The following is a 24,436-nucleotide window of genomic DNA, read 5'->3' on the forward strand; positions in this document are numbered from 1 at the left end:
CGTCGTGGACCTGCAGTCGTGCCTGGCCGCCTTCGAGGAATCGGCCGCGGGTCGCCACGAAGCGCGTCGAGGTGAGCTTCGGGCCGTTGAGCCGGGAGAGCCGCCATCTCTCAACCCCATCCTGGTCCTCGGCCTCCACCTTCCCGAAGGTTCTCTCGCAGTCCAGCGCGACCGGCCGCAGAGGCACGCCCTTCCGCTACACAAGGGCGTGTCGAGCCCGCCGGTGTGCTTCCCGCACGCGTCGAACCCGGGGCGAAACGGGTCGAGGATCAGCCCCCGCAGCCGGGTCACGCCCGTCCATCTCGTCGAGGGGCCAGGGGTTCAGGATCCGTACTTCTGTATGAGCCCCCAACGGCGGACGTGCCCTGTTGGGATCCGCGAGCGGATGACGCAGGGTCGGCAACTCGGAGGGCCGTTTACGGCCCGAGGGGTGAATCCCCTTTCGGAACGCCTCGGGGATCGGCTGGGGCCGAAGGCGTCGCGTGGGCGATGGGAGCGAGTCGCACCTCGAACGAGCCCGGCGCGGGGGAGACGCCCACCCACCCCGTCCCGCGGGCCCTCATGCGCGAACTCCTTGCATTTCTCCAGGATGACTGTACAAACGTCGGCAAGCCGCCGATATCTGGTTCCAATCCTCGTGCCCGTCGTGGAACGTGGCCATGTGGCCAGGTTCTGAGCCGGGCGCACGTCTCGACGGGAGGAAACCATGGGTCATCCGATCCCGGCCGGCTACCACGCGATCACCCCGCACCTGGTCATCAAGGGCGCCGCCGAGGCCATCGAGTTCTACAAGCGGGCCTTCGGGGCCGAGGAGGTCTGCCGCATGCCCTTCCCGGCCGAGGACGGTGGGGTCAAGATCGGGCACGCCGAGCTGCAAATCGGCGACTCCCGGCTCTTCCTCGCCGACGAGTTCCCCAGCTACGGGTCGGTCGGCCCCGAGGGCAGCTCACCGGTGACGATCCACCTCTACGTCACCGACGCCGACGCAACGTTCGACCGGGCCGTCGAGGCGGGCGCGACGGTGAAGATGCCGCTGGAGGACGCTTTCTGGGGCGACCGCTACGGCAAATTGGTCGACCCCTTCGGCCACCACTGGTCGATCGCCGAGCACCTCGAAGACCTGACGCCCGAGTAGATGCAGGAGCGGATGGCCGCCGCCCTGGCCGGGGCCCCGTGCGAGTGAGGCGACCGGTCCGACGAGCCGGGGAGGCGGACGGATCGCCCCGGCTCAACACCTTAACGGAGGGCAATCCGGATGGCACGCGAGGTCTTGACGCACCTCATGTTCGAGGGGGTCGCCGAGGAGGCGATGACGTTCTACACGTCGCTCTTCGGCGATTCGGGGATCACCCATGTCGAGCGATATGGGACGGGTGAGCAGGGCAAGGAGGGCACCGTCAAGCTGGCGACCTTCTCCCTTGCAGGCCGCGCCTTCCTTTGCATCGACAGCCCGGTCAAGCATGGGTTCGGGTTCACACCGGCGATGTCCCTGTTCGTCGAATGCGAGAGCGAGGCCGAGCTGGATTCCGCCTTCGGCCGGTTGGTGGAGGGTGGGAGCGTCCTGATGCCGGTCGGCAACTACGGCTTCAGCGCGCGGTTCGGCTGGCTCACCGACCGCTTCGGCGTCTCCTGGCAATTGAATTTCGCGTGAAGCCTGGGGCCGGGGGCGAATCGGCTTCGGTCGCCCGGTCGGGGTCTCGTAGAGACGCCTCGATCGTGCGGATGAACCGCTCGGCGATGCCGTCGCCTTCCGGTTCCCGTACGGAACTCGGCGAGCAGACCCTCCCCGGGAAACCCGGCTCCCGCCGGAAGCCGTCGCTCAGCGAGGCGCCGCCATGATCGAGGAGCCCGGCGATGCTCGCCCCCGCCTTCGCACCGGCGTTTGGCTGGAGAGGGGGAATGATCCGGCGGACGGCATTTACGTCTCGATCCGCGTCGCCGATGAATCCTTGCGGTCATCCCGACCGATCCCCAGGGACCGGCGACGGGATCGGCATTTCGATCGGGATCCGTCGCGGCGGCGGGATGGGCTGGAGCGGCGCGTCGTCAGACTGAGGGATGCCGTCGGCGGCTCACCCGATCCGAGGGGCTGGAGTTGTCCACCTCGGCGGTGGTCGAGGTGGCCATGAATCGTCGCTGCTTCAAGGTTTACGATCCACCGGACAGGACCTAGAATGCCGCCGGACGCCCCGGCGAAGCGGGCGGGAGCGCGGAGGATCGGGATGCGGATCGCCATCGTCGGCTGCGGCTACGTGGCCGACTACTACGTCACCACGCTGACCAACCACCCCGAGCTGGAGCTGGTCGGCGTCTCCGACCAGGACGAGGGACGCGCCGACCGCTTCGCGAAGCACCACGGCCTGCACCGCTATCGGGACTACGCCGAGCTGCTGGCCGATGATCGCGTGGGGCTGGTCGTCAACCTGACGAACCCCCGGGCCCACTTCGACGTGTCGACCGCCGCGCTCGACGCCGGCAAGCACGTCTACACCGAGAAACCGCTGGCGACCGAATGGCCCCGGGCCGTCGCCCTCGTGGGGCAGGCCGAAGCCGCCGGCCTGGTAATCGCCTCGGCCCCGAGCACGATGCTGGGGGAGGCGGCGCAGACCCTCTGGAAGCTCGTCCGGGAGGGGGCCGTCGGCAAGGTCTGCCTTGCCTACGCCGAGCTGGACGAGGGGTTGCTGCACCGGGAGAACTATCGGGGCTGGCTCAGCGCCTCGGGCAACGCCTGGCCGTTCCGGGACGAGTTCGAGGTCGGCTGCACCCTGGAGCACGCCGGGTATTACCTCACCTGGCTCGCCGCCATGTTCGGGCCGGCCGAGTCGGTCACCTCCTTTGCCTCCTGCCAGATCCCGGACAAGAGCCCCGTCCCGCTTGACCCCCCGGACACCCCGGACTTCACCTCCGGCTGCATCCGGTTTGCCTCCGGGATGGTGGTCCGCCTGACGAACAGCATCGTGGCCTCGCACGACCACTCCATGCGGATCTTCGGCGACGAGGGGGTGCTCCGGGTCGCCAACTGCTGGGACATGGCCTCCCCGGTCTACCTGAGCCGGTGGTCGAAATATTCATTCCGGGCCCAACGCTATCCGACCCTGGCCCGGCTCGTCGGCCTCGGCGAGCGTCGCCAGCCGCTCGTCCGCAAGGCCGACTTCCACTACAAGACCGTCGGCTCCAACCGCTGCGACTACGCCCGGGGGGTGGCCGAGCTGGCCGCATCGATCCGGGAGGGCCGCCCCTGCCGCCTCTCCCCCCGATTCTCCCTGCACGTGAACGAGATCACGTTGACCCTGCAGGATCCCGAGGGGATGGGTTCCCCTCGAAGACTGACCACCACCTTCGATCCCGTCTCCCCGATGCCCTGGGCCGTGGGGGCCTGAGCGGGGACGCGACGACGGGGCGGACGAAGAGGCAACCGACGATGGCCGACACCGTCCGATGGGGCATCCTGGGCGCCGGATCGATGGCCGAGGCCTTCGCCCGGGGCCTGGCCGAGCTGCCCGACGCCGTCGTCTCCGCCGTCGGATCCCGGTCCCTTGACCGGGCGAAGGGCCTCGCCGAGCGGCTCCGGATCCCGAAGGCGGTGGGCAGCGTCGAGGAGCTGGTCGCCTCTCCCGAGGTCGACCTCGTCTACGTCTCCACCCCGAATCACGTGCACCGCGAACACATGGTGCTCGCCCTCGGTTCGGGCAAGCCGGTCCTCTGCGAGAAGCCATTCGCCTTGAATGCGGGCGAGGCGAGGGAGGTCGCCGAGCTGGCCCGATCGGCGGGCCTCTTCTGCATGGAGGCCATGTGGAGCCGGTTCATCCCCTGCATGGCCCGGCTCCGGGAGCTGGTCCGGGGGGGGACGATCGGCGAGGTCCAGATGCTCTCGGCCCAGATGGGCTACCCGTTCGAGTACCGGCCGGGGGGGCGGCTCTGGGATCCGGGGCAGGGGGGGGGCGTCTTGCTCGACCTCGGGGTCTACCTCGTCTCGATGGCCCTCGACCTGCTCGGCCCGGTCGAGGGGGTGGTCGGGTTCGCTTCGATGGCCGAATCTGGGGTCGATGACCGGGTCGGCCTGGTCCTTCGGCACTCCGGCGGTCGACTCTCGAACCTCTCGGCCAGCCTCACCGGGGCGACCGGCAACGACGCCGTGCTCTCCGGCTCCGGCGGCCTGATCCGGGTGGCCGAGCCGTTCTACCGCCCCGAGCGGCTGACCGTCCGATCCGTTTCCCCGATCTCGCCGGGTGCCGATGGAAGCGGCGGCGGCCGGCTGGCCTTGCTCAAGGGGATGCCCGTGGTCAGGTCGGTCGCCCGACGGATCGACCCGCTGATCGACCTCGCCCGGGGAGGCCGACGCGACCTGGTCGTGCCCCTCTCCGGCAACGGCTACCAGTACCAGGCGGCCGAGGCGATGCGATGCCTCCGGGCCGGGGAGACCGAGAGCCCGGTCATGCCGCTGGACGAGTCGATCGCCATCCTCGACGTGCTGGACGAGGTCCGCAGGCGCTGGGGAGACCTCGGGTCGAATCCCTGACTCCACCGCGTGCCCGCAACGGGAGCCTTCCGTGCCGAGCCTGGCCTACCTCGTGAACTCGTACCCGATGCCGAGCCTGACCTTCATCCGCCGGGAGATCGCGGCGCTGGAGGATCTCGGCTGGACGGTCGCCCGGTACGCCGTCCGGGACTCGGGCCTCCCCCGGGTCGATCCCGACGACCAGCTCGAGTACGAGCGGACCCGTCGCCTGCTCGACGCCGGCCCGATCGGCCTGCTCGGGGCGACGCTCGCCGAGGCGGTGCGTCATCCCGGTCGGTTCCTCCGGTCCCTGCAGGCGGCCTGGCGGATCGGCAAGGCATCCGGCCGGGGGATCGGCGTCCACCTGGCCTACCTCGCCGAGGCCAGCCTGCTCAAGCGCTGGGCCGATCGGGACGGGGTCGCGCACGTCCACGTGCACTTCGGCACCAACCCGGCCACCGTCGCGCTGCTCTCCCGGTTGCTGGGCGGGCCGAGCTACAGCCTGACGGTCCACGGGCCCGAGGAGTTCGACTCGCCGAGGGCCCTGGCCCTGGGCGAGAAGGTCCGCCACGCCTCCTTCGTCGCGGCGATCAGCTCCTTCGGCCGGAGCCAGCTCTGGCGCTGGTCCGATCCCGACGACTGGGACAAGGTCCGGGTCGTCCGCTGCGGGCTGGACGCGAAGTTCCTCCGCCAGGAGGCGACCGACCCGCCCGACCTTCCCCGGCTGCTGAACATCGGCCGGCTCGACCCCCAGAAGGGCCAGCTCGTCCTGGTCGAGGCCGCCGCCGAGCTGGCCCGACGCGGCCGGGAGTTCGAGCTGGCCGTCATCGGCGACGGGGCCATGCGTGCCGCCCTGGAGGAGCTGATCGAGCGCCGGGGGCTCCGGGGCAAGGTCACCCTGCTCGGATGGCGGAGCGGCCCGGAGGTCCGGGAGGCCTTGGGGTCGAGCCGGGCCCTGGTGCTCTCCAGCTTCGCCGAGGGGCTGCCGGTCGTGATCATGGAGGCGTTGGCCCTGCACCGGCCGGTGATCTCGACCGCCATCGCGGGCATCCCGGAACTGGTCCGGCCCGGGGAGTCCGGCTGGCTCGTCCCGGCCGGGGCGGTCGGCGAACTGGCCGACGCGATGGAGGAGGCCCTCGACGCCTCCACCGACCGTCTCCGACGCATGGGGGCGGCCGGCGCGGCCCGGGTCGCCGCCGACCACGACGTCAGTACCGAGGCGGCACGGCTCGCCTCGTACTTCCCGACGGCAGGGCCGGGGGCGACCCGGGCCTCGTCGACGCCCGTCTCGGCGTGAATTCCCGGGCGGGTCCTCGCCGAGGCGCGATCGAGTCGGGGCGGGGGATCAGTCCTTCGAGAGCACCGGGAGGACGGCCTGCTTCGCCCCTTCGGGACCCTCGCCGGCCTCGACGCCGCCGACTAGCTCCCAGCGCTCGAGGTGCTCCACCGCCTCCCCCACGCCAAGCCGGACCAGTGGGCCGAGGGACTCCAGCTCGATCATGTCCGCGTTGGTGAACGTCTCGTAGTTCACCCCGAGGTCGGGGTAGGGCCGCTGGGGGACGAACGGGAACCGCTTCACGAACAGGGTCCCGCCGTTCAGGTAGCCGACGACGCCCAGCGGGGTGGAGATGCCGAGCTTGGTCGGCCCCCGGTCGGTCTCGGGGTCTTGTCGGAGGGTGATCGCGTCGGAGCCGAAGCCCCATCGGGGGTCCTCGAAGTCCATGTAGGGCCAGAGGGCCAGGGAGAACTGCGGGGCGAAGTCCTCGGCGGTCGGCTCGCCACCCGATCCGCCGTGGGGCGCCTTCGGGGGCAGAGGGATGACCTCGATGCCGCCGGGCTTCATGACCGAGAGGGACCAGATCGCCAGCTCGGTCGGCTGTCGGCCCGAGTTCCGGATGCGGTGGACGATCGAGACGCCGCTGCCCGAGGGCCCCAGGGCGATCTCCATCTCCTTCTGGAGGTGGAAGGTCGGGTCGGGAGGCAGGACGACCAGGATCCGGCCCGGGCCGAGTTCCTGGTACTGGACCGGGCCGTTGTCGGGCACGTAGGTCCGGGCCGGATCCTCCGGGCTGGCCCAGAGGCGGTGCCCCCCCCGAATCTGCCAGCCCGACTCACCCGAACCGCCGAGCTGTTCGTCGTAGACCTTGAAGACATTCTCCCCGTCCGTCAGCCGATAGCTGAGGATGCGAGGGCCGACCTCCAGGGTGACGATCAGCTCCGCGTCCCCGTTGCTGAGCTTGACGTTGCGCCCCCAGCCCCCGAACTCGACCATCTCCACGGTGGGGTCCCCCTGAAAGGCGGCCGGGGCGGGCCCGGCGGCGATCAGCCCGGCCAGCGCCGCCAGGGCGCCGGCCGCGAGTCGTTGCGGTCGCATGGTCGCGATCCTCGGTGGTTTCGTGTTCAATCGAGTCGGGGATGGGTGGGTCCGGCCGGGCCGGAGTCGACCCGCCCCCGGACGCCCGCCAACGGTCGCACGGCGACGGGCGATTGTCAAAGGTCCGCCCCTCGAATTCCCGCCCTCCGGGCGGGCAGTGCCCGGGGCAGGGAGCGCGTCGCGATGAGGGGAATCCCGGGCGGACTCTCTCGAAGGATCGCCGTCATCGCCCTGGTGGTCGGGTGGACGCCAACCGATGCTCGCCCGGAAGTGGTCGTCTTCGCCGAGGGCGGATCGGCCCAGCTCCCGGCGGAGGTCGACGGGCGGACCGTCCGGCTCGACGGCCCCGAGGGGCCCGTCGAGTTCCTCCGCGAGGATTTCCTCGCCATCGAGCCCGGCCACTGGCCCGAGGACGATTGGCCCGGCCTCCGGGACCGGGCCCTCACCGGAGACGCGGAGGGTCGATACCGGGCCGCCTGGTGGGCGCTCGAACGCGGCCTGACCCCCGAGGCGGTCGCGATGCTCCGATCGGCCCACGAGCGGCATCCGTCCTTCCGGCCGGTCGCCCACCTCGTCTCGGTCCTCGACCTCCTGGATCGCCCCGCCGCGGGGCCCGACCTCTCCTCCCTCCGGGACGTCCTCCCCGGCCGGCCGTTCTCCGTCTCCGAATCGGGCCGGATCGTGCTCCTGCACCAGCATGACGATGCCCGGGCCGCCGACCGCCTCGAGTTGCTCGACCGGGTCATGACGACCTTCTACCTGACCTTCTCCGCCCAGGGTTTCCGGCTCCAGGTCCCCCCCGAGAAGCTGGTGGTCGTCTGGTTCGCCGAGGAGGCCGATTACCTCGACTACATCCGATCGGAGGCCGGCGAGTCGTTCCTGACGACCCGGGGCTACTACCATCCGACGCGACGGGTCGTGTTCGTGACCACCCCCCGCAGCCGGGCGGACGAATCTCGTCGACAGGCCGCCCGGTTCGCCCGGCTCAGGGAGCTGGATCGGGCCGAGGCCGCCCTCGACTCCGTGCCCCCGGGCGCCCGGTTCCGACTCGAGCTCTCGGGAGAGCGGCCCAGGGTCCTGGATCGGGACGCCGCATCCCGGGTCATCTCCCGCCTCCGCCGAGAGGCCCGGCGAGAGGACCTGCTCCAGGACCTCGACCGCCGCCATTCCGAGGGGGCAGCGGCGGTCCATGAACTGGTCCACCAGCTCGTGGTCGCCAGCGGCCTGGCGCCGGCGTATCATCGATTCCCGGTCTGGCTTCACGAGGGCATCGCCATGCAATTCGAGGCCTTCCGGGGAGGACGCTGGGCCGGCCTCGCCGCGATCCCGCCGCACCGGCTCGACCAATGGCGGTCCCTCCGGTCGGCCCCCCCCATCGAGCCGATCCTGCGGGACGAGGGCTTCGGGGCCGGATACGTCGCCGACCGATACGCCGCCGCCTGGGCCCTCGTCTGGTTCCTCCGCTCGGAGGAACCGGCGCGGTTCGCCTCGTACCTCGATCGGCTCCGGAACCCCTCCGGCCTCGCCGCCTCGGGGGCCGGGGGCGGGGCCGTCTCCTCGTTCCGGGCGGCGATGGGCACCGACCTGGACGGGCTCCGATCGCGCTGGGCCGGCCGGATGTCGGGGTTGGAGACGCCGCTCGACTCCGCGACGACCGAGCCGAAGCCAGATTGAGTGCATGGCGGCTGTGTGGCCGGGGCCGCTGGCGCATGTTGCTCCTGGGGTTGGATTTGGTAGATTAGGATCTTTTCTCGCCCCTCCTCCCCGTCGGCGTCGCGCTCCGCGGCGCCGGGCCCGATCGGGGGACCGAGGCGAGGAGCAGAGGTGACGCGATGGCCGAGCAGATGACCTCCGACGTCCGGGCCTTGATGGACCGAGACCCCTTCGACCTCTCCACGGTGGCCGACCTGCGCGAGCTGCTCGGGCGCGATCCGTCGCGCTACGGGACCCTCCGCGAGGCGGTGCAGAACATCAAGGACCGTTCCCGGGACGGGACGATGGGCCCCGACGTCCATCTCCGGCTCGGGGTCGCCGAGGTCCTGCACGGCCACTACAACCAGGCGCTGGAGCACCTGGGGAAGGCCGGGGACGACGGCATGGCCCATTTCCATCGGGGCCTGGCCCTGGAGAACCTCCAGCGTTGGGACGAGGCCGCCGACGCCTTCTCCACCGCCGGGGAGTCGGGCTACGACCCGAAGCTCGCCACCCTGCACCGCATCGGCGCCCTCCGCCGGGCCGGCAAGGCCGAGCAGGCCCGCACGATGCTGGAGAAGCTGGAGGGGCAGGCCGACGGCACCGCCGAGTACCACTACCAGCGCGGCTGCATGCTCGCCGACGAGGGGGAGCAGATCCTCGCCGCCCAGGCATTCGAGCGCGCCCTGTCGCTCAACCGGGACCACACCGGCGCCCTCTTCCAGCTCGCTTATATCAACGACCTCTACGGCAACGACGACGTCGCCATCGACTACTACCAGCAGTGCCTCCGACACCCCCCCGTCCCCCTGGCCGCGCTCATCAACCTGGGCATCCTCCGGGAGGACGACCAGCGTTACCGGGAAGCCGAGGGCTTCTACAATCAGGTCCTCGCCCACCTGGGCAACGAGCCCCGGGCCCGGCTCTACGCCAAGGACTGCCGCGCCAGCCGCGACATGTACTATGACGAGAGCCTGGAGAAGCAGTACGACCGGCTCCGGACCCTGCTGGAAATCCCCGTCACCGACTTCGAGCTGTCGGTCCGCAGCCGCAACTGCCTGAGGAAGATGAACATCAGGACGCTCGGCGACCTGACCCGGACCACCGAGGCCGCCCTGCTCGCCTCCAAGAACTTCGGCGAGACGTCGCTCTCCGAGATCAAGCAGATTATGGACGCCAAGGGCCTCCGGCTCGGCATGGCCCTGGAATCCGCCGAACGCGGGAGCCCCGCCGTCGCCACCGGGCTCGGCCGCCCCGCCCATCATGCCGCCGCCCCGATGGGCCCGGCGGCCGTGGAGATCTCCCCCGAGGAGCGGGCGACGATGGCCAAGCCGATCAGCGAGCTGAACCTCTCGGTCCGATCCCGCAAGTGCATGTCCAAGCTCAACATCCAGACCATCGGCGACCTCCTCAGCCGCACCGGGGACGAGCTGCTGGAGTGCAAGAACTTCGGCGTCACCTCGCTCAACGAGGTCCGGGAGAAGCTCACCGAGATGGGGCTGAAGCTGCGAAACGACTGAGCCCAGCCCGACGGGCGCTCCCGGGACGGAGGACCGATGACGGATGGTCGGACCCCGATCAGCCGTCCTCGGTCGTCGGCCGGCCGTCCCACCCTCCCCGATCGCCCCAAGACCTCCCCATGCCCGCCCCCGTCCGCTTCGAATTGCAGGCGACCGACCCCGGCTCGGCCGCCCGCACGGGCGTCCTGCACACGCCCCATGGCGCGGTCGAGACGCCCGCCTTCATGCCCGTCGGCACCCAGGCGACGGTCAAGGGTGTCCTGCCCGAGCTGCTCCGGGCCTCCGGCAGTCGGATGCTGCTGGCGAACACGTATCATCTCGCCCTCCGGCCGGGAGAGGGGGTGGTGGCTCGCCTGGGCGGGCTGCACCGGTTCATGGCCTGGGACGGGCCGATCCTCACGGATTCCGGCGGCTTCCAGGCCTTCAGCATGAGCGACCGGGCCTCGCTGACCGAGCGAGGGGTGGCCTTCCGCTCCCACCTCGACGGCAGCCTGCTGGACCTGACCCCCGAGCGGGCCATCGCCATCCAGGAGTCGCTCGGGGCCGACGTGGCCATGGTCCTCGACCACTGCCCCGCGCTCCCCGCAGAGAAATCGGCCATCGCCGAGGCCACCGACCGCACGATCCGCTGGGCCCGACGCTGCAAGGAGGCCCGGAGCCGGGCCGACCAGGCCGTCTTCGGGATCGTCCAGGGGGGGGCCCATGCCGATCTCCGCCGCGAGTGCGCCGAGCGGCTCGTCGAGCTCGGCTTCGACGGCTACGCGATCGGCGGGGTGAGCGTGGGCGAGTCCCCGGATGAGGTCCGCAAGGCGATGGAGGTGACCTCTCCCCATTTGCCGACCGACCAGTCAAGGTATTTGATGGGCGTCGGCCGCCCCCAGGACGTGCTCGACGCCATCGCCGCAGGGGTCGACCTGTTCGACTGCGTCCTGCCGACCCGCAACGGCCGGAACGCCACCTGCCTCTCGATGCGGGGGCCGGTCCGCCTCCGGAACGCGGCGCACAAGGCCGACCCCCGGCCGATCGAGGAGGGGTGCGACTGCCCGGCCTGCTCCCGGTTCAGCCGGTCCTACCTCCGCCACCTGTTCCTGGCCGGCGAGATGCTCGGGCCGATCCTCGCCTCGATCCACAACCTCGCCTTCCTGCATCGGCTCGTCCGGACGGCCCGGGAGGCGATCGGCGAGGGCCGGTACGTCCAATTCCGGGCGGAGGCGCTTGAAGCCCTCGGCCCGTGAGCGTTAAAGTGACTCGATCGTCTCGTCGAGCTCGATCGAACCGATCGTCGCCGAGAGACTCGCCCCTTGACCTCGCCCCCCCGTCGATCTACGAGGCACCGACCCCCGACCATGTCCGGATCCTCCCGCTCGCCGCTCGTGCCGATCCTCGCCCAGGCCGCCCCGGCGGCCGGCGGGGGAGAGGGCGCCATGCCCCCCTGGATGGTGCTCGTCGTCCAGTTCGGGCCGGTGCTGCTGCTGGCGTTCTTCCTGTTCTTCTGGATGCCGATGCAGAACCAGAAGCGTCGGACGAACATGATCAAGGCCCTGAAGAAGAACGACCGGGTGCTGACCGAGTCGGGCATCTTCGGCACGGTGGTCTCGGTCGACGAGAAGGCCGACCGGATCGTGATCCGGATCGACGACGAGAAGGGAGTCAAGCTGACCTGCCGCAAGTCGAGCATCGCCGGCCTCGTCGAGGCCGGCGCGACCGACAAGGTCGGGGCGGCGGAGAAGAAGGCCTCTTGAATCGGCGATCGGAAGTCCGGGCCCGGGCGGCGGGCCGGGCCCGGCCATCGAGGGAGTGATCTCGCTTCGCGATCGAACGGGATCGGGATGGGGCCGGGCCGCCCCTGCCCGACCCGGCTAGGGACGCTTCCCCGGCTCGTCGCGCGGCCTCGAAGGACCTGACATGAAGAACCTGACCCCGAGACTGATCCTCATCGGGCTGGCGGCCGTCCTCGGCCTGCTCGTCCTCTTCTCCCAGCAGGTCGGCCTGAGCGACGAACGGCCGCTGAAGCTGGGCATCGACCTCTCCGGCGGCACGATCCTGGTCTATCAGGTCGAGCAGCAGGCCGGCGAGCGCGTCGACCTCGACGAACTGGTCTCGGCGCTCAAGCGCCGGATCAACCCCGAGGGCGTCTTCGACATCACGATCCGCAGCGTCGGCCAGGATCGCGTCGAGATCATCATGCCCGAGGAGATGGCCAACCAGGCCGAGGAGGTGAAGCGCAAGCTCACCGAGGAGGGCTCGCTCGCCTTCCGGATCCTCGCCTCGACCAACCGGGCCTCCGACTTCCCGGCCTACCTCAACCGCCTGGCCCCCACCAGCCGGGACTTCCAGCCGATTGTCGAAAGCCTCCCCGAGGTCGGCCCCACCGCCGGCGGCCAGGAGGCGTTCCGCTGGGCCAAGCTCGGCGAGGTCGTCGAGGCGACCCGGGCCGAGGCCGGGGCGCCGACCTCGATCGGCGCCCGCTCGATCACCGTCGCCGAGGCCGGATGGCCCCCCAACCGATTCCGGGGCCTGACGGCCGTGCTGGAAAGCGCCGAAGGGGCCGCGATCGAGGCCACGATCGACCGGAATACCGAGGACACCCTCTACCTCGATCGCCCCCTCGGGGTCGACGCAGGCGCGGTCACCGGGGTCCGGGTCGACTACGCCTCCGGTCCCGCCGAGATCACCGACCCGATCCGGGAGTGGTCCACCAATCGCTACGAGGGCCTCCCGGTCCTCCTCGAAGGGGTCAGGGACGGCGAGGCGGCCCGAGTGACGGGCGAGGTCGCCTCCAACACCGCCGACACCCTGACGCTGACCCGGGACCACGGGCTCGACGTGGTGTCCTCGTACCGGATCGCCTACAACCCGAGCAGCATCGCGATGGGAGGCGACGGCGCCTCCATCAGCCCCGAGGCCGCCGGGGACGCCGTCGTCCGGGGAGTCCGGGTGCCGAGCCAGCCGGGCACGACCGAGTACTTCGTGCTCTACGAGGTCCCCCGGGACACTCAGGACGTCACCGGCGACATGCTGGAGCGGGTCTACCCGCAGTCCGACGAGCAGATGCGCCCGGCCGTCGGCTTCGACCTCGACAGCATCGGCGCCCGACGCTTCGGCAGCCTGACCGGCCGCTACCGCCCCCGGCAGGAAGGGGCCTTCTTCTACAACCTCGCCATCATCCTCGACGGCGAGATCATGTCGGCCCCCCGGATCAACGATCGCATCTCCGACCGGGGCATCATCACGGTCGGGGGCCAGGGCGGTCAGGCCGCCGAGGAGGTCAACTACCTGATCGACATCCTCCGGGCCGGCAGCCTGCCGGTCGCGTTGCAGACCCCGCCCTTGCAGGAGGAGACGATCGGCCCCACGCTGGGCGAGGACACGATCCGCAAGGGGGTCTTCGCCATCACGGTGGCCCTGGCGCTGGTGCCGATCTTCATGATCGTCTACTACCAGTTCGCCGGCGTGGTGTCGGTGATCGCCCTCTTGCTGAACATGGTGCTGCTGCTGGCCTCGATGGCCCTGACCGGCAGCTCGATCACCCTCCCCGGGCTGGCGGGCCTGGCCCTGACGATCGGCATGGCCGTCGACGCAAATGTGCTCATTTACGAGCGCATGAGGGAGGAGCGGGACCGGGGCGCGCCGCTCGGGCAGCAGATCCGCAACGGATTCGGCAAGGCGTGGTCGACGATCCTCGACTCGAACCTCACCACCGTGCTCACGGGGATCGTCCTCTGGTCGGTCGGCACGGAGGAGGTCAAGGGCTTCGCCCTGGTGACGATCATCGGCCTGCTCTGGAACCTGTTCACGGCCGTCTTCGTCTCCCGGACGATCTTCGAGCTGGCCTATCAGAAGGGGTGGATCAAGCGGCTGACGATGCTCCGGCTGCTGAACCGGACGAACATCGACTTCGTCGGGCCGAGGCGGTACTGCATGGTCGGCTCCGCCCTGGTGATCGCGCTGGGCCTGTCGATCTTCTTCAGCCGGGGAGGCACCGAACAGCAGGGGTCGATGTACAACATCGACTTCACCGGCGGTTCGCTCGTGACCGTCCGGCTCGACGACGAGGAGCTGGGGGGCCAGACCCCCGCGGCCCGGATCTCGACGGTCCGGGACACGGCCGGTGCCGTCCTGCCCAACGTCACCGTCGAGAGCCTGACGGTCTCCGGGGAGGAGGAGCGGGGAGAGGCCCCGAGGTACAACATCCGGACCACGGAGCAGTCGCCGGACGTCGTGCAGGAGAAGGTCCTCGAGGCGTTCTCCGAGAGCCTCGTGCGGGTCGAGCTGATTTCCGCCGAGCCGATCCCCGCCGAGCCCGACGCCGACCCGGACGCCGACCCAACGGGCCTGGAGGGCAACCGTTACCGGCTGACCTTCAACCTGCCCCAGCCCCCATCCCGGATCGCCGACGCCTTCGCCCAGATCCTCGCCTCGGCCGACCCGCCGGTGGCGAGCCCCCGCTCCCAGTTCCGGGTGGCCAACCCCGACGCCCCGCCGAACGACGTCGACCAGGCCGGCGAGACGCTGGTGCTCTCGACCTCGCTGGCCGGGGACCGGGTCCAGCCTTACCTCGCCTTGCTCGGGACGGAGCTGAGGGAGGACAGGGACTTCCTGTTCGAGCGGCTGGAGAACTTCGGCAGCGTCGTCGCGGGGGAGACCCGGCAGAAGGCGATCGTGGCGATCGTGGCCAGTTGGCTCATCATCATCGGCTACCTCTGGTTCCGCTTCCAGTCGATCGCCTACGGCGTGGCGGCGGTCATCGCCCTGATCCACGACGTGCTCATCGCCCTGGGTGCGGTGGCCCTGGCCGGGTACAAGATCGACCTGCCGATGATCGCCGCCTTCCTGACGCTCATCGGCTTCTCGGTCAACGACACGATCGTCATCTTCGACCGCATCCGGGAGCTCCGGGGCAAGTCCCCGAACCTGACGCCCCGGCTGGTGAACGAGGCGATCAACGTGACGCTCAGCCGGACGATCCTCACCTCGCTGACCACCTGGATGGTGGTGATGATCTTCTGGCTCTTCGGCGGCGAGGGGCTCTCCGGCTTCTCGTTCTGCCTGGTGATCGGCTTCATCAGCGGCACCTACAGCACCATCTTCATCGCGGCACCGATCCTCATCGAGTGGATCGGCAAGCCCTCGAAGAAGGACGCCGGGGCACTGGCGACCAGCCGGTGATCCCCGGGCCGCGGCGATGAACGAAGGAAGATCGACGGCCGATGCGCCCCCCGGGGCCGCATCGGCCGTCGTCGTTGTTGGGCGGCTCCCCCGCCCGGACGTCAGCCATCCCGGAGGACGCGCCCCCCGTAAAGGATCCGGACGCCGCTCGGTTTTTCGACCCGGAGCCCGCCGTCCGGGCCGATCCCCGCGCCGATCCCCGAGACGACCTCCGAGCCCAGGTCGACCCGGACGGGACGGCCGAGGAGCTGGTCCAGCCCGGCCCATCGCCCGGCGAGCCCCGGGTCGTCCCGGGAGAGAAGGTCGAGCGACCGGGAGAGGGCGTCAAGGAGGTCGGTGAAGATGGCCTCCTGCTCGTCGGGCGAGGGCTCGTGGTCGGCGAACTCGGCGAACTCGGCGAGCGAGGCGGCCATGCGGCGGACGTCCCCGGGGGCGTCGTTGAGCCGGGTCCGGACGTTCAGGCCGATGCCGATGATAAGCATCGGGCCGGCCGGGCCGTTGACCCGCTCGGGGAGGATCCCGGCCACCTTGCGGCCGTCGACTTCCACGTCGTTCGGCCAGCGGATCTGCGCCGATCCCCGGGAGATCCGGGGGCGGACGGCCTCGACCACGGCGACGGCCGTCGCCAGCGAGGAGAGCGGGGTGTGGCGGTCCTCCAGGCCGAGGGCGATCGGGTCGAGCAGGACGCTGAAGGTCAGGCTGCCGGGATCCGACCACCAGGCGTTCGACCCCCGCCCCCGCCCCCGGGTCTGCCGGTCGGCCCGGAGGACCAGCGGGGGGGACGGCGGGTCGTCGGTCGAGAGGGCGAGCGACCGGGCGAGGTCGTTGGTGGATTCGACCTCGTCAAGCCTCAGCACGGGCCAGGGGTTCGGCATGGGGGACGATGGGCCTCGACGGTGCGGGTCGGTCGTCCGGGTCAGGCGTCGGTCATCCGGACCAGCAGGTCGCCGGTCTGGACCTGGAGGCCGACGGCGGCGAGCACCTCGGCGACCCGCCCGGGGCGCTCGGCGTAGAGGGTCGTCTCCATCTTCATCGCCTCGATCGAGAGCAGCTTCTGGCCCTTGCGGACGGGGTCGCCGGGAGAGACGGCCACGCCCACGACCAGGCCGGGCAGGGGGGAGGCGACCTGATTCGGGTCGCCGGGGTCGGCCTTCGGGGCCTGCTTGACCGCGGAGGCGAGCGAGCGGTCGGCGACGATCACCTCCCGGGGCTGGCCGTTGAGCTCGAAGAAGGCGGTGCGGGTGCCGTCGACGTGCGGCTCGCCGATCGCCAGCAGCTTGACGATCAGCGTCTTGCCCGGCTCGATCTCGATGGGGTGCTCGCTGCCGACCTCGGGGCCGAAGAAGAAGACCGTGGTCGGGAGCACCGACGTGTCGGAGAACGACCGGAGGTGCGAGGCCAGGTCGGGGAAGACCCGGGGGTAGAGCAGCAGGCTGAGCGCGTCCCTCGGCGTCGCCTCGTGGCCGAGCAACTCGGCGGCCTTGGCCCGGGCGGCGTCGAGGTCGGCCGGGGGGAGATCCTTGCCGGGGCGGTCGGTCAAGGCCGGGCGGCCCTTGAGGATCCGGGCCTGCAAGGCGGGGGGGAAGCCGCCGGGGGGCTGGCCGAGCCTCCCCTCGACGAATTCGACCACGCTCTCGGGGAAGGCCAGCTCCCGGGACTCGTCCAGCACGTCGTCCGGGGCCAGGTTGTTGGCGACCATGAACAGGGCCATGTCGCCGACGACCTTCGACGACGGGGTCACCTTCACGATGTCGCCGAACATCAGGTTGACTTGGGCGTACATCGCGCAGACCTCGGGCCAGCGGTCGTCCAGGCCCAGCGCCTTGGCCTGCTGGTAGAGGTTCGTGTACTGCCCCCCGGGCATCTCGTAAGCATAGACCTCCGCCGAGGGCGCCTTCTGGCCCGTCTCGAAGGGCGAGTAGAGCGACCGGGCCGCCTCCCAGTACCGGCTCATCTCGATCAGCCGGGCGGGATCGAGGCCGGTCTCCCTGGGAGTGAACCGCAGGGACTCCACGAGGGCGTTGAGGCTCGGCTGCGAGGTGAGGGCCGACATCGAGGCGACCGCGCCGTCGGCGACGTCCAGCCCCACCTCGGCCCCCTTCAGCACGCTGGCGGCCTGGGCGCCGCCGATGTCGTGGGTGTGGAAGTGGATCGGCAGGCCGACCTCCTCGCGCAGCGCCTTGACCAGCCGCTCGGCCGCGTAGGGCTTGCAGAGCCCGGCCATGTCCTTGATGGCGATGAGGTTGGCGCCCCGCTTCTCCAGCTCCCTGGCCATCGAGACGTAATACTTCAGGTCGTACTTCGTCCGACCCGGGTCGAGGATGTCGCCGGTGTAGCAGATGGCGGCCTCGCAGAGGGCGCCCGACTCCCGGATGGCCTCGATGGAGACCTCCATGTTGGGCACCCAGTTCAGCGAGTCGAAGACCCGGAACAGGTCGATGCCGGCGTCGGCGGCCTCCTTCACGAACGCCCGGACGACGTTGTCGGGGTAGCTGGTGTAGCCGACGGCGTTGGAGCCGCGCAGGAGCATCTGGAAGAGGATGTTCGGGATCGCCTCCCGGAGCCGAGAGAGGCGTTCCCAGGGATCCTCCTTGAGGAACCGCATCGAGGTGTCGAAGGTGGCGCCGCCCCACATCTCGATGGAGAACAGCTCGGGGCAGAGCCGGGCGTACGACTCGGCCACCCGGAGCATCTCCCGGGTCCGCATCCGGGTGGCGAGCAGCGACTGGTGCGCGTCCCGGAAGGTCGTGTCGGTCAGCAGCAGCTGCGTCTGCTCGCGGACCCAGGAGGCGAACTTCTCGGGCCCGAGCTGCTTGAGGCGATCCCGCGATCCCTCGGGGATCGGCGACCCGTGCGGGGAGGCCGGGGGCTCGGGCTCGGGGGGGGGGACGTAGCCGGGCGGCCGGGTGACGCCGGGGAACCCGTTCACGGCGACGTCGGCCGCGAAGCCGAGCAGCCGGGAGGCGCGGTCGAGCCGCTTGGGGAAGCGGAACAGGTCGGGGGTCTGGTCGATGAACCGGGTCGTGCAGCGGCCCGCGGCGAAGTCGGGGTGGTCGATGACGTTGAGCAGGAAGGGTATGTTCGTCTTCACCCCCCGTACCCGGAACTCGTCGAGCGCCCGCTTCATCCGGTTCACCGCGTCGATGAACCGACGGCCCTGGGCGCTGACCTTCACGAGCATCGAGTCGTAAAAGGGGGTGACGATCGCCCCGGTAATCGCCGTGCCGCTGTCGAGCCGCAGGCCCATGCCGCCTGGCGAGCGGTAGTGGGTGATCCGGCCGTAGTCGGGGGTGAAGTTGTTCTCGGGGTCCTCGGTGGTGATCCGGCACTGGAAGGCGTGGCCGTTGACCTGGACGCTCGACTGGTCCGGAAGGCCGATCTCGGGGTCGGAGAGCGGGGTGCCCGAGGCGATCAGGATCTGGCTCTTGATCAGGTCGATCCCCGTGATCATCTCGGTCACGGTGTGCTCGACCTGGATCCGGGGGTTCACCTCGATGAAGTAGAAGCGGCCCGACTCGGCGTCGACCAGGAACTCGACGGTCCCGGCGTTGTCGTACCGGCAATGGGACCCGAGTTTGATCGCGGCGTCGCAGATCGCCCGGCGGAGTCCCGGGTCGAGGCTGGCGGCGGGGGCGATCTCGATGATCTTCTGGTGCCGGCGCTGGACGGAGCAGTCCCGCTCGTAGAGGTGGACGAGGTTGCCGTGCTGGTCGCCCAGGAGCTGGACCTCGATGTGCTTGGCCTGGGTGATGAACTTCTCCAGGAAGACGTCGGGGCAGCCGAAGGCGGTCTGGGCCTCCCGGCGGGCCTGGTCGAGGGCGTCGTCGAGCTTCTCTGGTGACTCGACGACCCGCATCCCCCGGCCGCCGCCTCCCATCGAGGCCTTGACGATGACCGGGTAGCCCATCTCCTCGGCCTTCGCCCTCGCCCCCTCGCCGGGCTCGACCGGCTCGGCGGTGCCGCCCAGGACGGGGACCCCGGCCTCGACGGCGAGCTTCCGGGCCGCCACCTTGTCGCCGAGCATGTCGAGCAGCTCGGGGCGGGGGCCGACCCAGGTGATCCCGGCCTCCCGGCAGGCCCGGGCGAAGGCCGCGTTCTCGCTCAGGAAGCCGTACCCGGGGTGGATGGCGTCCACCTGCTTGTCGACGGCCAGCTCGATGATGTTCTCGATGCCGAGGTAGCTGCGGATCGGCTCCCCCTGCTTGCCGACGCGGTACGCCTCGTCGGCCTTGAGCCGGTGCATGGCGAACCGGTCTTCGTGGGAGTAGATCGCCACGGTCCGCAGCCCCAGCTCGTGGGCCGATCGGAAGACCCGGATGGCGATCTCGCCTCGGTTGGCGACCAGCAGCTTTCGGAACTCGGGCATCGGGCGGTCTCGGGCGAGGGGGCCGGTCTGCGGATCCGTCTTCGAAAAACGGCCCTATCCTACCCCAAGCCGGTGCCCGGGGCGAGAAGACGCCGCGACGGCTGGGGATCGGGGGGCGTCAGCCTCCCCCCGACCCGGGCCATCATCCCGAAACGGACCTTTCCCCGACGCCCCCCGGGCGGTCCCGGGGCCGGGATGCGGTCGGTGCGCCGATGTGAGGGGGCTCGTCGACCGCATAATCTTTTCTGTCGAAACGGGTTGCGTCGAATGATATGGGTTCGCTCCGCGCGGCGCACCGGGGCTGAGGCGAATCGACCGGGCCGCCAATCCCGCCGGGCGTCCGGGGGATCCGGGCCGAAATGCCGATGGCGACTCGCCGCCGGTCGGCGACCAGTACGCGTCCGGTGCGCCGGATCTGGGGTCGACCGAATCGGCGCAAGTGATTTTCCGGTTGAGAATTGCGGAAATCGAAATGGGTTCGCTCCGCGCGGCGCACCGGGGCCCGCTCGGGATGCCCCGGGTCGGCACGGGTCGCCCGATCGACAACCGGGGCGGGGAGGTCGATCCGGGGAGCCGGCGGCGGTCGGTGCGGGACCCGGACGCGAGCGGTGCGCCAAATCCGGATCCGATGAATTCGACGTAACCGATCTCTATTGTGCGAGATCCGGCAATCCAAATGGGTTCGCTCCGCCGCGGCGCACCGGTCCGCCGGGGGACACCGGCCTGCGACCCCGGGCCCGATTCCTCGTGGGAGCTGCGGGGGACGGCGGGGTACGCATCGGCCGGCCATGGGGACCGGGCCGGTCGGCACGCGTGCGGCTCGGGGGCGAATCGGGGGGGACGGCACATCTGAGGCTCCGCGCAGCGAACGGCGGCGGGGCCGGGGACGACGGCCCGTCCCCTATAGGATCGTGAGACGTGCCGATTTTAATCACCCAATCCGAACGAGCCGCCCGGAGCCCGATCGGCCCAGCCCGGGCCGGGAGGGAGGGGGGGGCGGGCGCCCGGGGCCGATCCTCGCCCGGATCAGCGATCGATCCGGAGCGTCCCCCGGACGATCCGGGTGAGGGCGGGGTGCCGGTTCGCGAGCGTCTTGAGGCGGCGGGCGACCTTGATCGCGGTCGGGCCGATCGTGGCGGCCTCGCCGAGCAGGTCCCGGTAGTGGTCGATCTGGCGCTGAAAGCGGTAGGGGATGTAGTCGTCGGTGAAGTTGGGCAGGGGGGAGAAGCGGGGGATGAGGTCGGGTTCCTCGGCCCGGACGTAGAAGCGGTTCACGCCGTCGAAGGTGGCGAGGTGGTAGTCGGCGGCCAGGAGCAGGGGCTCCCAGAGGTGGGTGCCGTGGTCCTCCACCAGCACCACCCGGGGGCGGAAGCGGGACCAGTCGCCTCCCGAGATGACGGGCAGCTCGTGGCCGTCGACGTCGATCTTGAGGAAGTCGATCGGCCGATCGGCGGCGTGCCGCTCGCAGATCTCCCGGAGGGTGACGACCGGGACGTCGTGGGCGGTGATCGCGTCGGGGTCGGCTTGGAAGTAGCCGGTGAGGATCTCGGGGATCGAGGTGTACGACTCCAGCCCCGGCATGGCGTAGAGCCGGAGCGTCCCGGCCTCGTCGGAGACGCCCACGTTGAGGTTCACGTCGCCCGGCCGGTCGGCCCTCAGCCGCTCGAACATGGCGGGGACGGGCTCGACGTTCACGCCCCTCCAGCCGTCGAGGGAGAAGAGCTTGGTGATGGAGTTCTCGAACGGGTCGCTGGCGCCGACGTCGATGTAGAAGCCCTCGGCTTGCCCCCGGAAGACGCGGCGGAGGAGGATGTCCTCGCCGTTCTGGGCGTAGGAGATCACCGGCATCGTGGGGGGGCTCCGGATCGGTCGGGGGCGGGGGGGATCGGCCTCGGGGCGTCGGCCCCGTCCCGCCGGGGGGGGAGGTCGAGGCACCCCCGGGGGGCCCCGGGGCGGCCCGGCCGCGATCGGGGGCGGCGTCGCGTCCGGTCCGGCATCGCGGTCGCCCTCCCTGGGATCGCGGTCGATCGGGTCCGTCCGAGGGGGATCGGGCCGACCGGGGGCGGGCCGCGCCCGGGTCGGCCGACGGGGTGCGTCGATCCGGGCCAATCATGCCCCGGGCCGGGAATCGGGTCAATGCCGGCTGGCGTCGGGATGGGGCCTCGCCGGGTCGGCCGGCCCGTTGCCCGTCGGGACAGCGTCCGTTAGGGTCGAATGCGGTCGAGGGCGGGCCGGCAGGGGCCGTCGGGCGGGGCCTCGGGCGGATCGGGAGCCGATCGCTGATGAGCTGTCGACTGGCATTGCTGATGGCCCTGGTCGCGTCCCCGACTCCCGGGGCCGACGGGCCGATTGACTTCGACCGCGACATCCGGCCGATCTTCGAGGCCCGTTGCGTGTCCTGCCACGGCCCCGAGCAACGCAAGGGCGGCCTGCTGCTGACCTCCCGACGGGACGCCCTGCTGCCGACCGACTCGGGGGCCTCGGCGATCGTCCCCGGCGATCCGGGGGGGAGTGAACTGATCGCCCGGGTGGACTCCGCCGACGAACTGGACCGCATGCCGCCGGGCGGGGCCCGGCTGGAACCCGGCGAGGTCGACCGGCTCCGCGACTGGATCGCCCGGGGGGCGCCCTGGCCCGAGTCCGGGGGGGCGGGCCGGGCCCACTGGTCGTACGAGCCTCCCGTCCGGCCCGATCTCCCGGGGGTCGACGACCCGTCCTGGTGTCGCAACGCGATCGACCGGTTCGTCCTCGACCGGCTGGAGGGGGAGGGGTTGCGGCCGTCCCCCGAGGCCGACCGCGCGACCCTGATCCGGCGGCTCACGCTCGACCTGACCGGGCTGCCGCCGACGCCGGGGGAAGTCGATGCCTACCTCGCCGACGACCGTCACGGGGCCTACGGGCGGCTGGTCGACCGCCTGCTCGCCTCCCCCCGGTACGGCGAGCGCTGGGCGACGCCCTGGCTCGACCTCGCCCGATTCGCCGACTCGAATGGCTTCCAGCGCGACGGGTTCCGGGACGCCTGGCCGTACCGGGACTGGGTGATCCGGGCGCTCAACCGGGACCAGCCCTTCGACGAATTCACCGTCGACCAGGTCGCCGGGGACCTGAGGCCCGGCGCGACGATCGACCAGCGGGTCGCCACCGGCTTCAACCGGGGCAACACGGTGAACGTCGAGGCGGGGGTCGACCAGGAGGAGAACCGGGTCGACGGCGTGGCGGACCGGGTGAACACGGTCGCCACCGCCTGGCTGGGGTCGACGATCGCCTGCGCCCAGTGCCACAACCACAAATATGATCCGATCACCCAGCGCGAGTATTATCAATTCTTCGCTTATTTCAACAACTCCCCCATGGAGACGATGTTCCGGGGAGAGGGGGAGACCGCCGCGATCGACTTCATCGGGCCGAGCCTGGAACTCCCCCTTCCGGCCGACCTGGAGGCCCGCCGCGCGGAACTCGCCGAGGCCCGGGGGCGCCGGACCGTGGGGATGGAGTCGCTGGCCGATCGGATCCGGGCCGATCGCCGATCCTGGGAGGACGAGGTTCGCGCCGACCCCGATCGCCTGGCCGGACTGTCCGAGTCGATCCGGACCATCCTCGACGTCCCCGAATCGAGCCGAACCGGGGCGCAGCGGGAGGAGATCGAGGGGCACCTGCTCTCCGTCCATCCCGAGATGGAGGCGGCCCGGGAGGCGCTCCGGGAACTCGAGGATCGGCTGGAGAAACTCAGGCCGCCCCGGTCGCTGGTGATGGTGGAGCTGGAGGAGCCGCGATCGACCTTCGTCATGAAGCGGGGGGATTTCCTCGACCCCGGCCCTGAGGTCCGTCCCGGGGTCCCCGCGGTGCTGCACCCGATGCCCGACGGGGCGCCGGGCAATCGGCTCGGCCTGGCCCGTTGGCTCGTCGACCGGGGCAACCCGCTGATCGGCCGGGTGACGGTGAATCGCTGGTGGATGGCGTTCTTCGGCCGGGGCCTGGTGACGACCCCCGAGGACTTCGGCACGCAAGGGGCCCCGCCGACGCATCCGGAGTTGCTGGACTGGCTGGCCGTCGAGTTCGTCGAGCGGGGGTGGTCGACCAAGCACATGCACCGGCTGATCGTGACGTCGAGCACGTACCGGCAATCGTCCCGGGTCACGCCCGAGCTGCTCGAACGTGACCCGGAAAACGCCCTGTATGCGCGCGGGGCCCGGTTCCGGCTCGACGCGGAGGCGATCCGCGACAATGCGTTGGCCGCCTCGGGCCTGCTCTCCGGGGTCATGGGGGCGCCGCCCTCGTATCCGCCGCAGCCGGAGGGCATCTGGCGGGTGACCGGCGTGGTCGACAACACCTACGAGGCGAGCACGGGGCCCGATCGCCATCGCCGGGGGATTTACACCGTCTGGAGGAGGAGCGCCCCCTATCCCTCCTTCGTCGCCTTCGACGCGACCGACCGCTCGCAATGCCTGGTGCAGCGGTCGAGGACCAATACGCCGCTCCAGGCGTTGACGCTCCTGAACGACCCGGCCTACGTCGAGATCGGCCGGGCCCTGGCCGCCCGGGTGCTCGCGGAACGGCCGGGGGACGACCTCCGGGGGAGGCTGATCCACGCCTTCCGCCTCTGCCTGGCCCGGGAACCGACCCCGGGCGAACTGGAGGCGATCGGGCGCGTCTACCTCCGCCTGTTCGACCGCTATGCCGATGACCGGGAGTCGGCCTGCCGGCTGATCGGGCCGGGCGCCGACGGGGGGATCGACGTGGTCGAATGGGCTGCCTGGTTCGGGGTGGCGAACGTGCTGCTGAATCTGGACGAGATGATCACCAGGGGATGACCGCGC

15 protein-coding genes are annotated in these 24,436 nt (G+C 70.8%); 11 read left to right on the plus strand and 4 right to left on the minus strand.

From position 1 onward, the window contains the following. Positions 1 to 706: 706 nt before the first annotated feature. The 5 genes from ElP_RS05865 to ElP_RS05885 all read left to right on the plus strand — a co-directional run bounded on the left by ElP_RS05865 (position 707) and on the right by ElP_RS05885 (position 5,795). Entirely contained in the window at positions 707 to 1,135 is a 429-nt protein-coding gene (locus ElP_RS05865; RefSeq protein WP_145267730.1) for a VOC family protein, read from the plus strand. Positions 1,136 to 1,255: 120 nt separating this feature from the next. Next, a complete protein-coding gene (locus tag ElP_RS05870; protein ID WP_145267731.1) occupies positions 1,256 to 1,651 on the plus strand; it encodes a VOC family protein in 396 nt (131 codons plus the stop codon). A gap of 571 nt (positions 1,652 to 2,222) precedes the next feature. Further along, complete coding sequence (locus ElP_RS05875) at positions 2,223 to 3,380, plus strand: Gfo/Idh/MocA family protein (protein WP_145267732.1); 1,158 nt, start codon at positions 2,223 to 2,225, stop codon at positions 3,378 to 3,380. A gap of 41 nt (positions 3,381 to 3,421) precedes the next feature. Continuing rightward, a complete protein-coding gene (locus ElP_RS05880) occupies positions 3,422 to 4,519 on the plus strand; it encodes a Gfo/Idh/MocA family protein (RefSeq protein WP_145267733.1) in 1,098 nt (365 codons plus the stop codon). Between the two features lie 67 nt (positions 4,520 to 4,586). Further along, positions 4,587 to 5,795: a glycosyltransferase gene (locus ElP_RS05885; RefSeq protein WP_145278249.1), complete on the plus strand. Its 1,209-nt coding sequence runs from the start codon at positions 4,587 to 4,589 to the stop codon at positions 5,793 to 5,795. 48 nt (positions 5,796 to 5,843) lie between these two features. Here the strand turns inward: ElP_RS05885 and ElP_RS05890 are convergent, their stop codons facing one another. Continuing rightward, positions 5,844 to 6,872, minus strand: coding sequence for a hypothetical protein (locus ElP_RS05890; RefSeq protein ID WP_145267734.1), 1,029 nt, complete (start codon positions 6,870 to 6,872; stop codon positions 5,844 to 5,846). Between the two features lie 183 nt (positions 6,873 to 7,055). On the opposite strand from ElP_RS05890, the gene ElP_RS05895 reads away from it, so the two are divergent. The 5 genes from ElP_RS05895 (at position 7,056) to secD (ending at position 15,253) form a co-directional block, all read left to right on the plus strand. Beyond that, complete coding sequence (locus ElP_RS05895; protein WP_145267735.1) at positions 7,056 to 8,546, plus strand: DUF1570 domain-containing protein; 1,491 nt, start codon at positions 7,056 to 7,058, stop codon at positions 8,544 to 8,546. Between the two features lie 158 nt (positions 8,547 to 8,704). Continuing rightward, positions 8,705 to 10,084 (plus strand): DNA-directed RNA polymerase subunit alpha C-terminal domain-containing protein, encoded by a 1,380-nt coding sequence (locus ElP_RS05900; protein WP_145267736.1) that lies wholly within the window; start codon positions 8,705 to 8,707, stop codon positions 10,082 to 10,084. Between the two features lie 119 nt (positions 10,085 to 10,203). Then, positions 10,204 to 11,319 carry a tRNA guanosine(34) transglycosylase Tgt gene (gene tgt / locus ElP_RS05905; RefSeq protein WP_145267737.1) on the plus strand — a complete coding sequence of 372 codons (1,116 nt, stop codon included), beginning with the start codon at positions 10,204 to 10,206 and terminating at the stop codon, positions 11,317 to 11,319. Positions 11,320 to 11,430: 111 nt separating this feature from the next. After that, positions 11,431 to 11,826 carry a preprotein translocase subunit YajC gene (yajC, locus tag ElP_RS05910; RefSeq protein WP_145267738.1) on the plus strand — a complete coding sequence of 132 codons (396 nt, stop codon included), beginning with the start codon at positions 11,431 to 11,433 and terminating at the stop codon, positions 11,824 to 11,826. Between the two features lie 163 nt (positions 11,827 to 11,989). Further along, entirely contained in the window at positions 11,990 to 15,253 is a 3,264-nt protein-coding gene (gene secD / locus ElP_RS05915) for a protein translocase subunit SecD (protein ID WP_145267739.1), read from the plus strand. A 101-nt stretch (positions 15,254 to 15,354) separates the two neighbouring features. Here secD and ElP_RS05920 read toward each other — a convergent pair whose 3' ends face one another. The 3 genes from ElP_RS05920 to ElP_RS05930 form a co-directional block, all read right to left on the minus strand. Continuing rightward, positions 15,355 to 16,128: a biotin--[acetyl-CoA-carboxylase] ligase gene (locus ElP_RS05920; protein ID WP_145267740.1), complete on the minus strand. Its 774-nt coding sequence runs from the start codon at positions 16,126 to 16,128 to the stop codon at positions 15,355 to 15,357. A gap of 41 nt (positions 16,129 to 16,169) precedes the next feature. Beyond that, positions 16,170 to 19,619: a pyruvate carboxylase gene (locus ElP_RS05925; protein ID WP_145267741.1), complete on the minus strand. Its 3,450-nt coding sequence runs from the start codon at positions 19,617 to 19,619 to the stop codon at positions 16,170 to 16,172. Between the two features lie 1,026 nt (positions 19,620 to 20,645). Next, a complete protein-coding gene (locus tag ElP_RS05930; RefSeq protein WP_145267742.1) occupies positions 20,646 to 21,467 on the minus strand; it encodes an FkbM family methyltransferase in 822 nt (273 codons plus the stop codon). Positions 21,468 to 21,901: 434 nt separating this feature from the next. On the opposite strand from ElP_RS05930, the gene ElP_RS05935 reads away from it, so the two are divergent. Further along, positions 21,902 to 24,430 carry a PSD1 and planctomycete cytochrome C domain-containing protein gene (locus ElP_RS05935; RefSeq protein WP_145267743.1) on the plus strand — a complete coding sequence of 843 codons (2,529 nt, stop codon included), beginning with the start codon at positions 21,902 to 21,904 and terminating at the stop codon, positions 24,428 to 24,430. Positions 24,431 to 24,436: the final 6 nt, after the last annotated feature.

Source organism: Tautonia plasticadhaerens (assembly GCF_007752535.1).
Classification (GTDB): Bacteria; Planctomycetota; Planctomycetia; order Isosphaerales; family Isosphaeraceae; genus Tautonia; species Tautonia plasticadhaerens.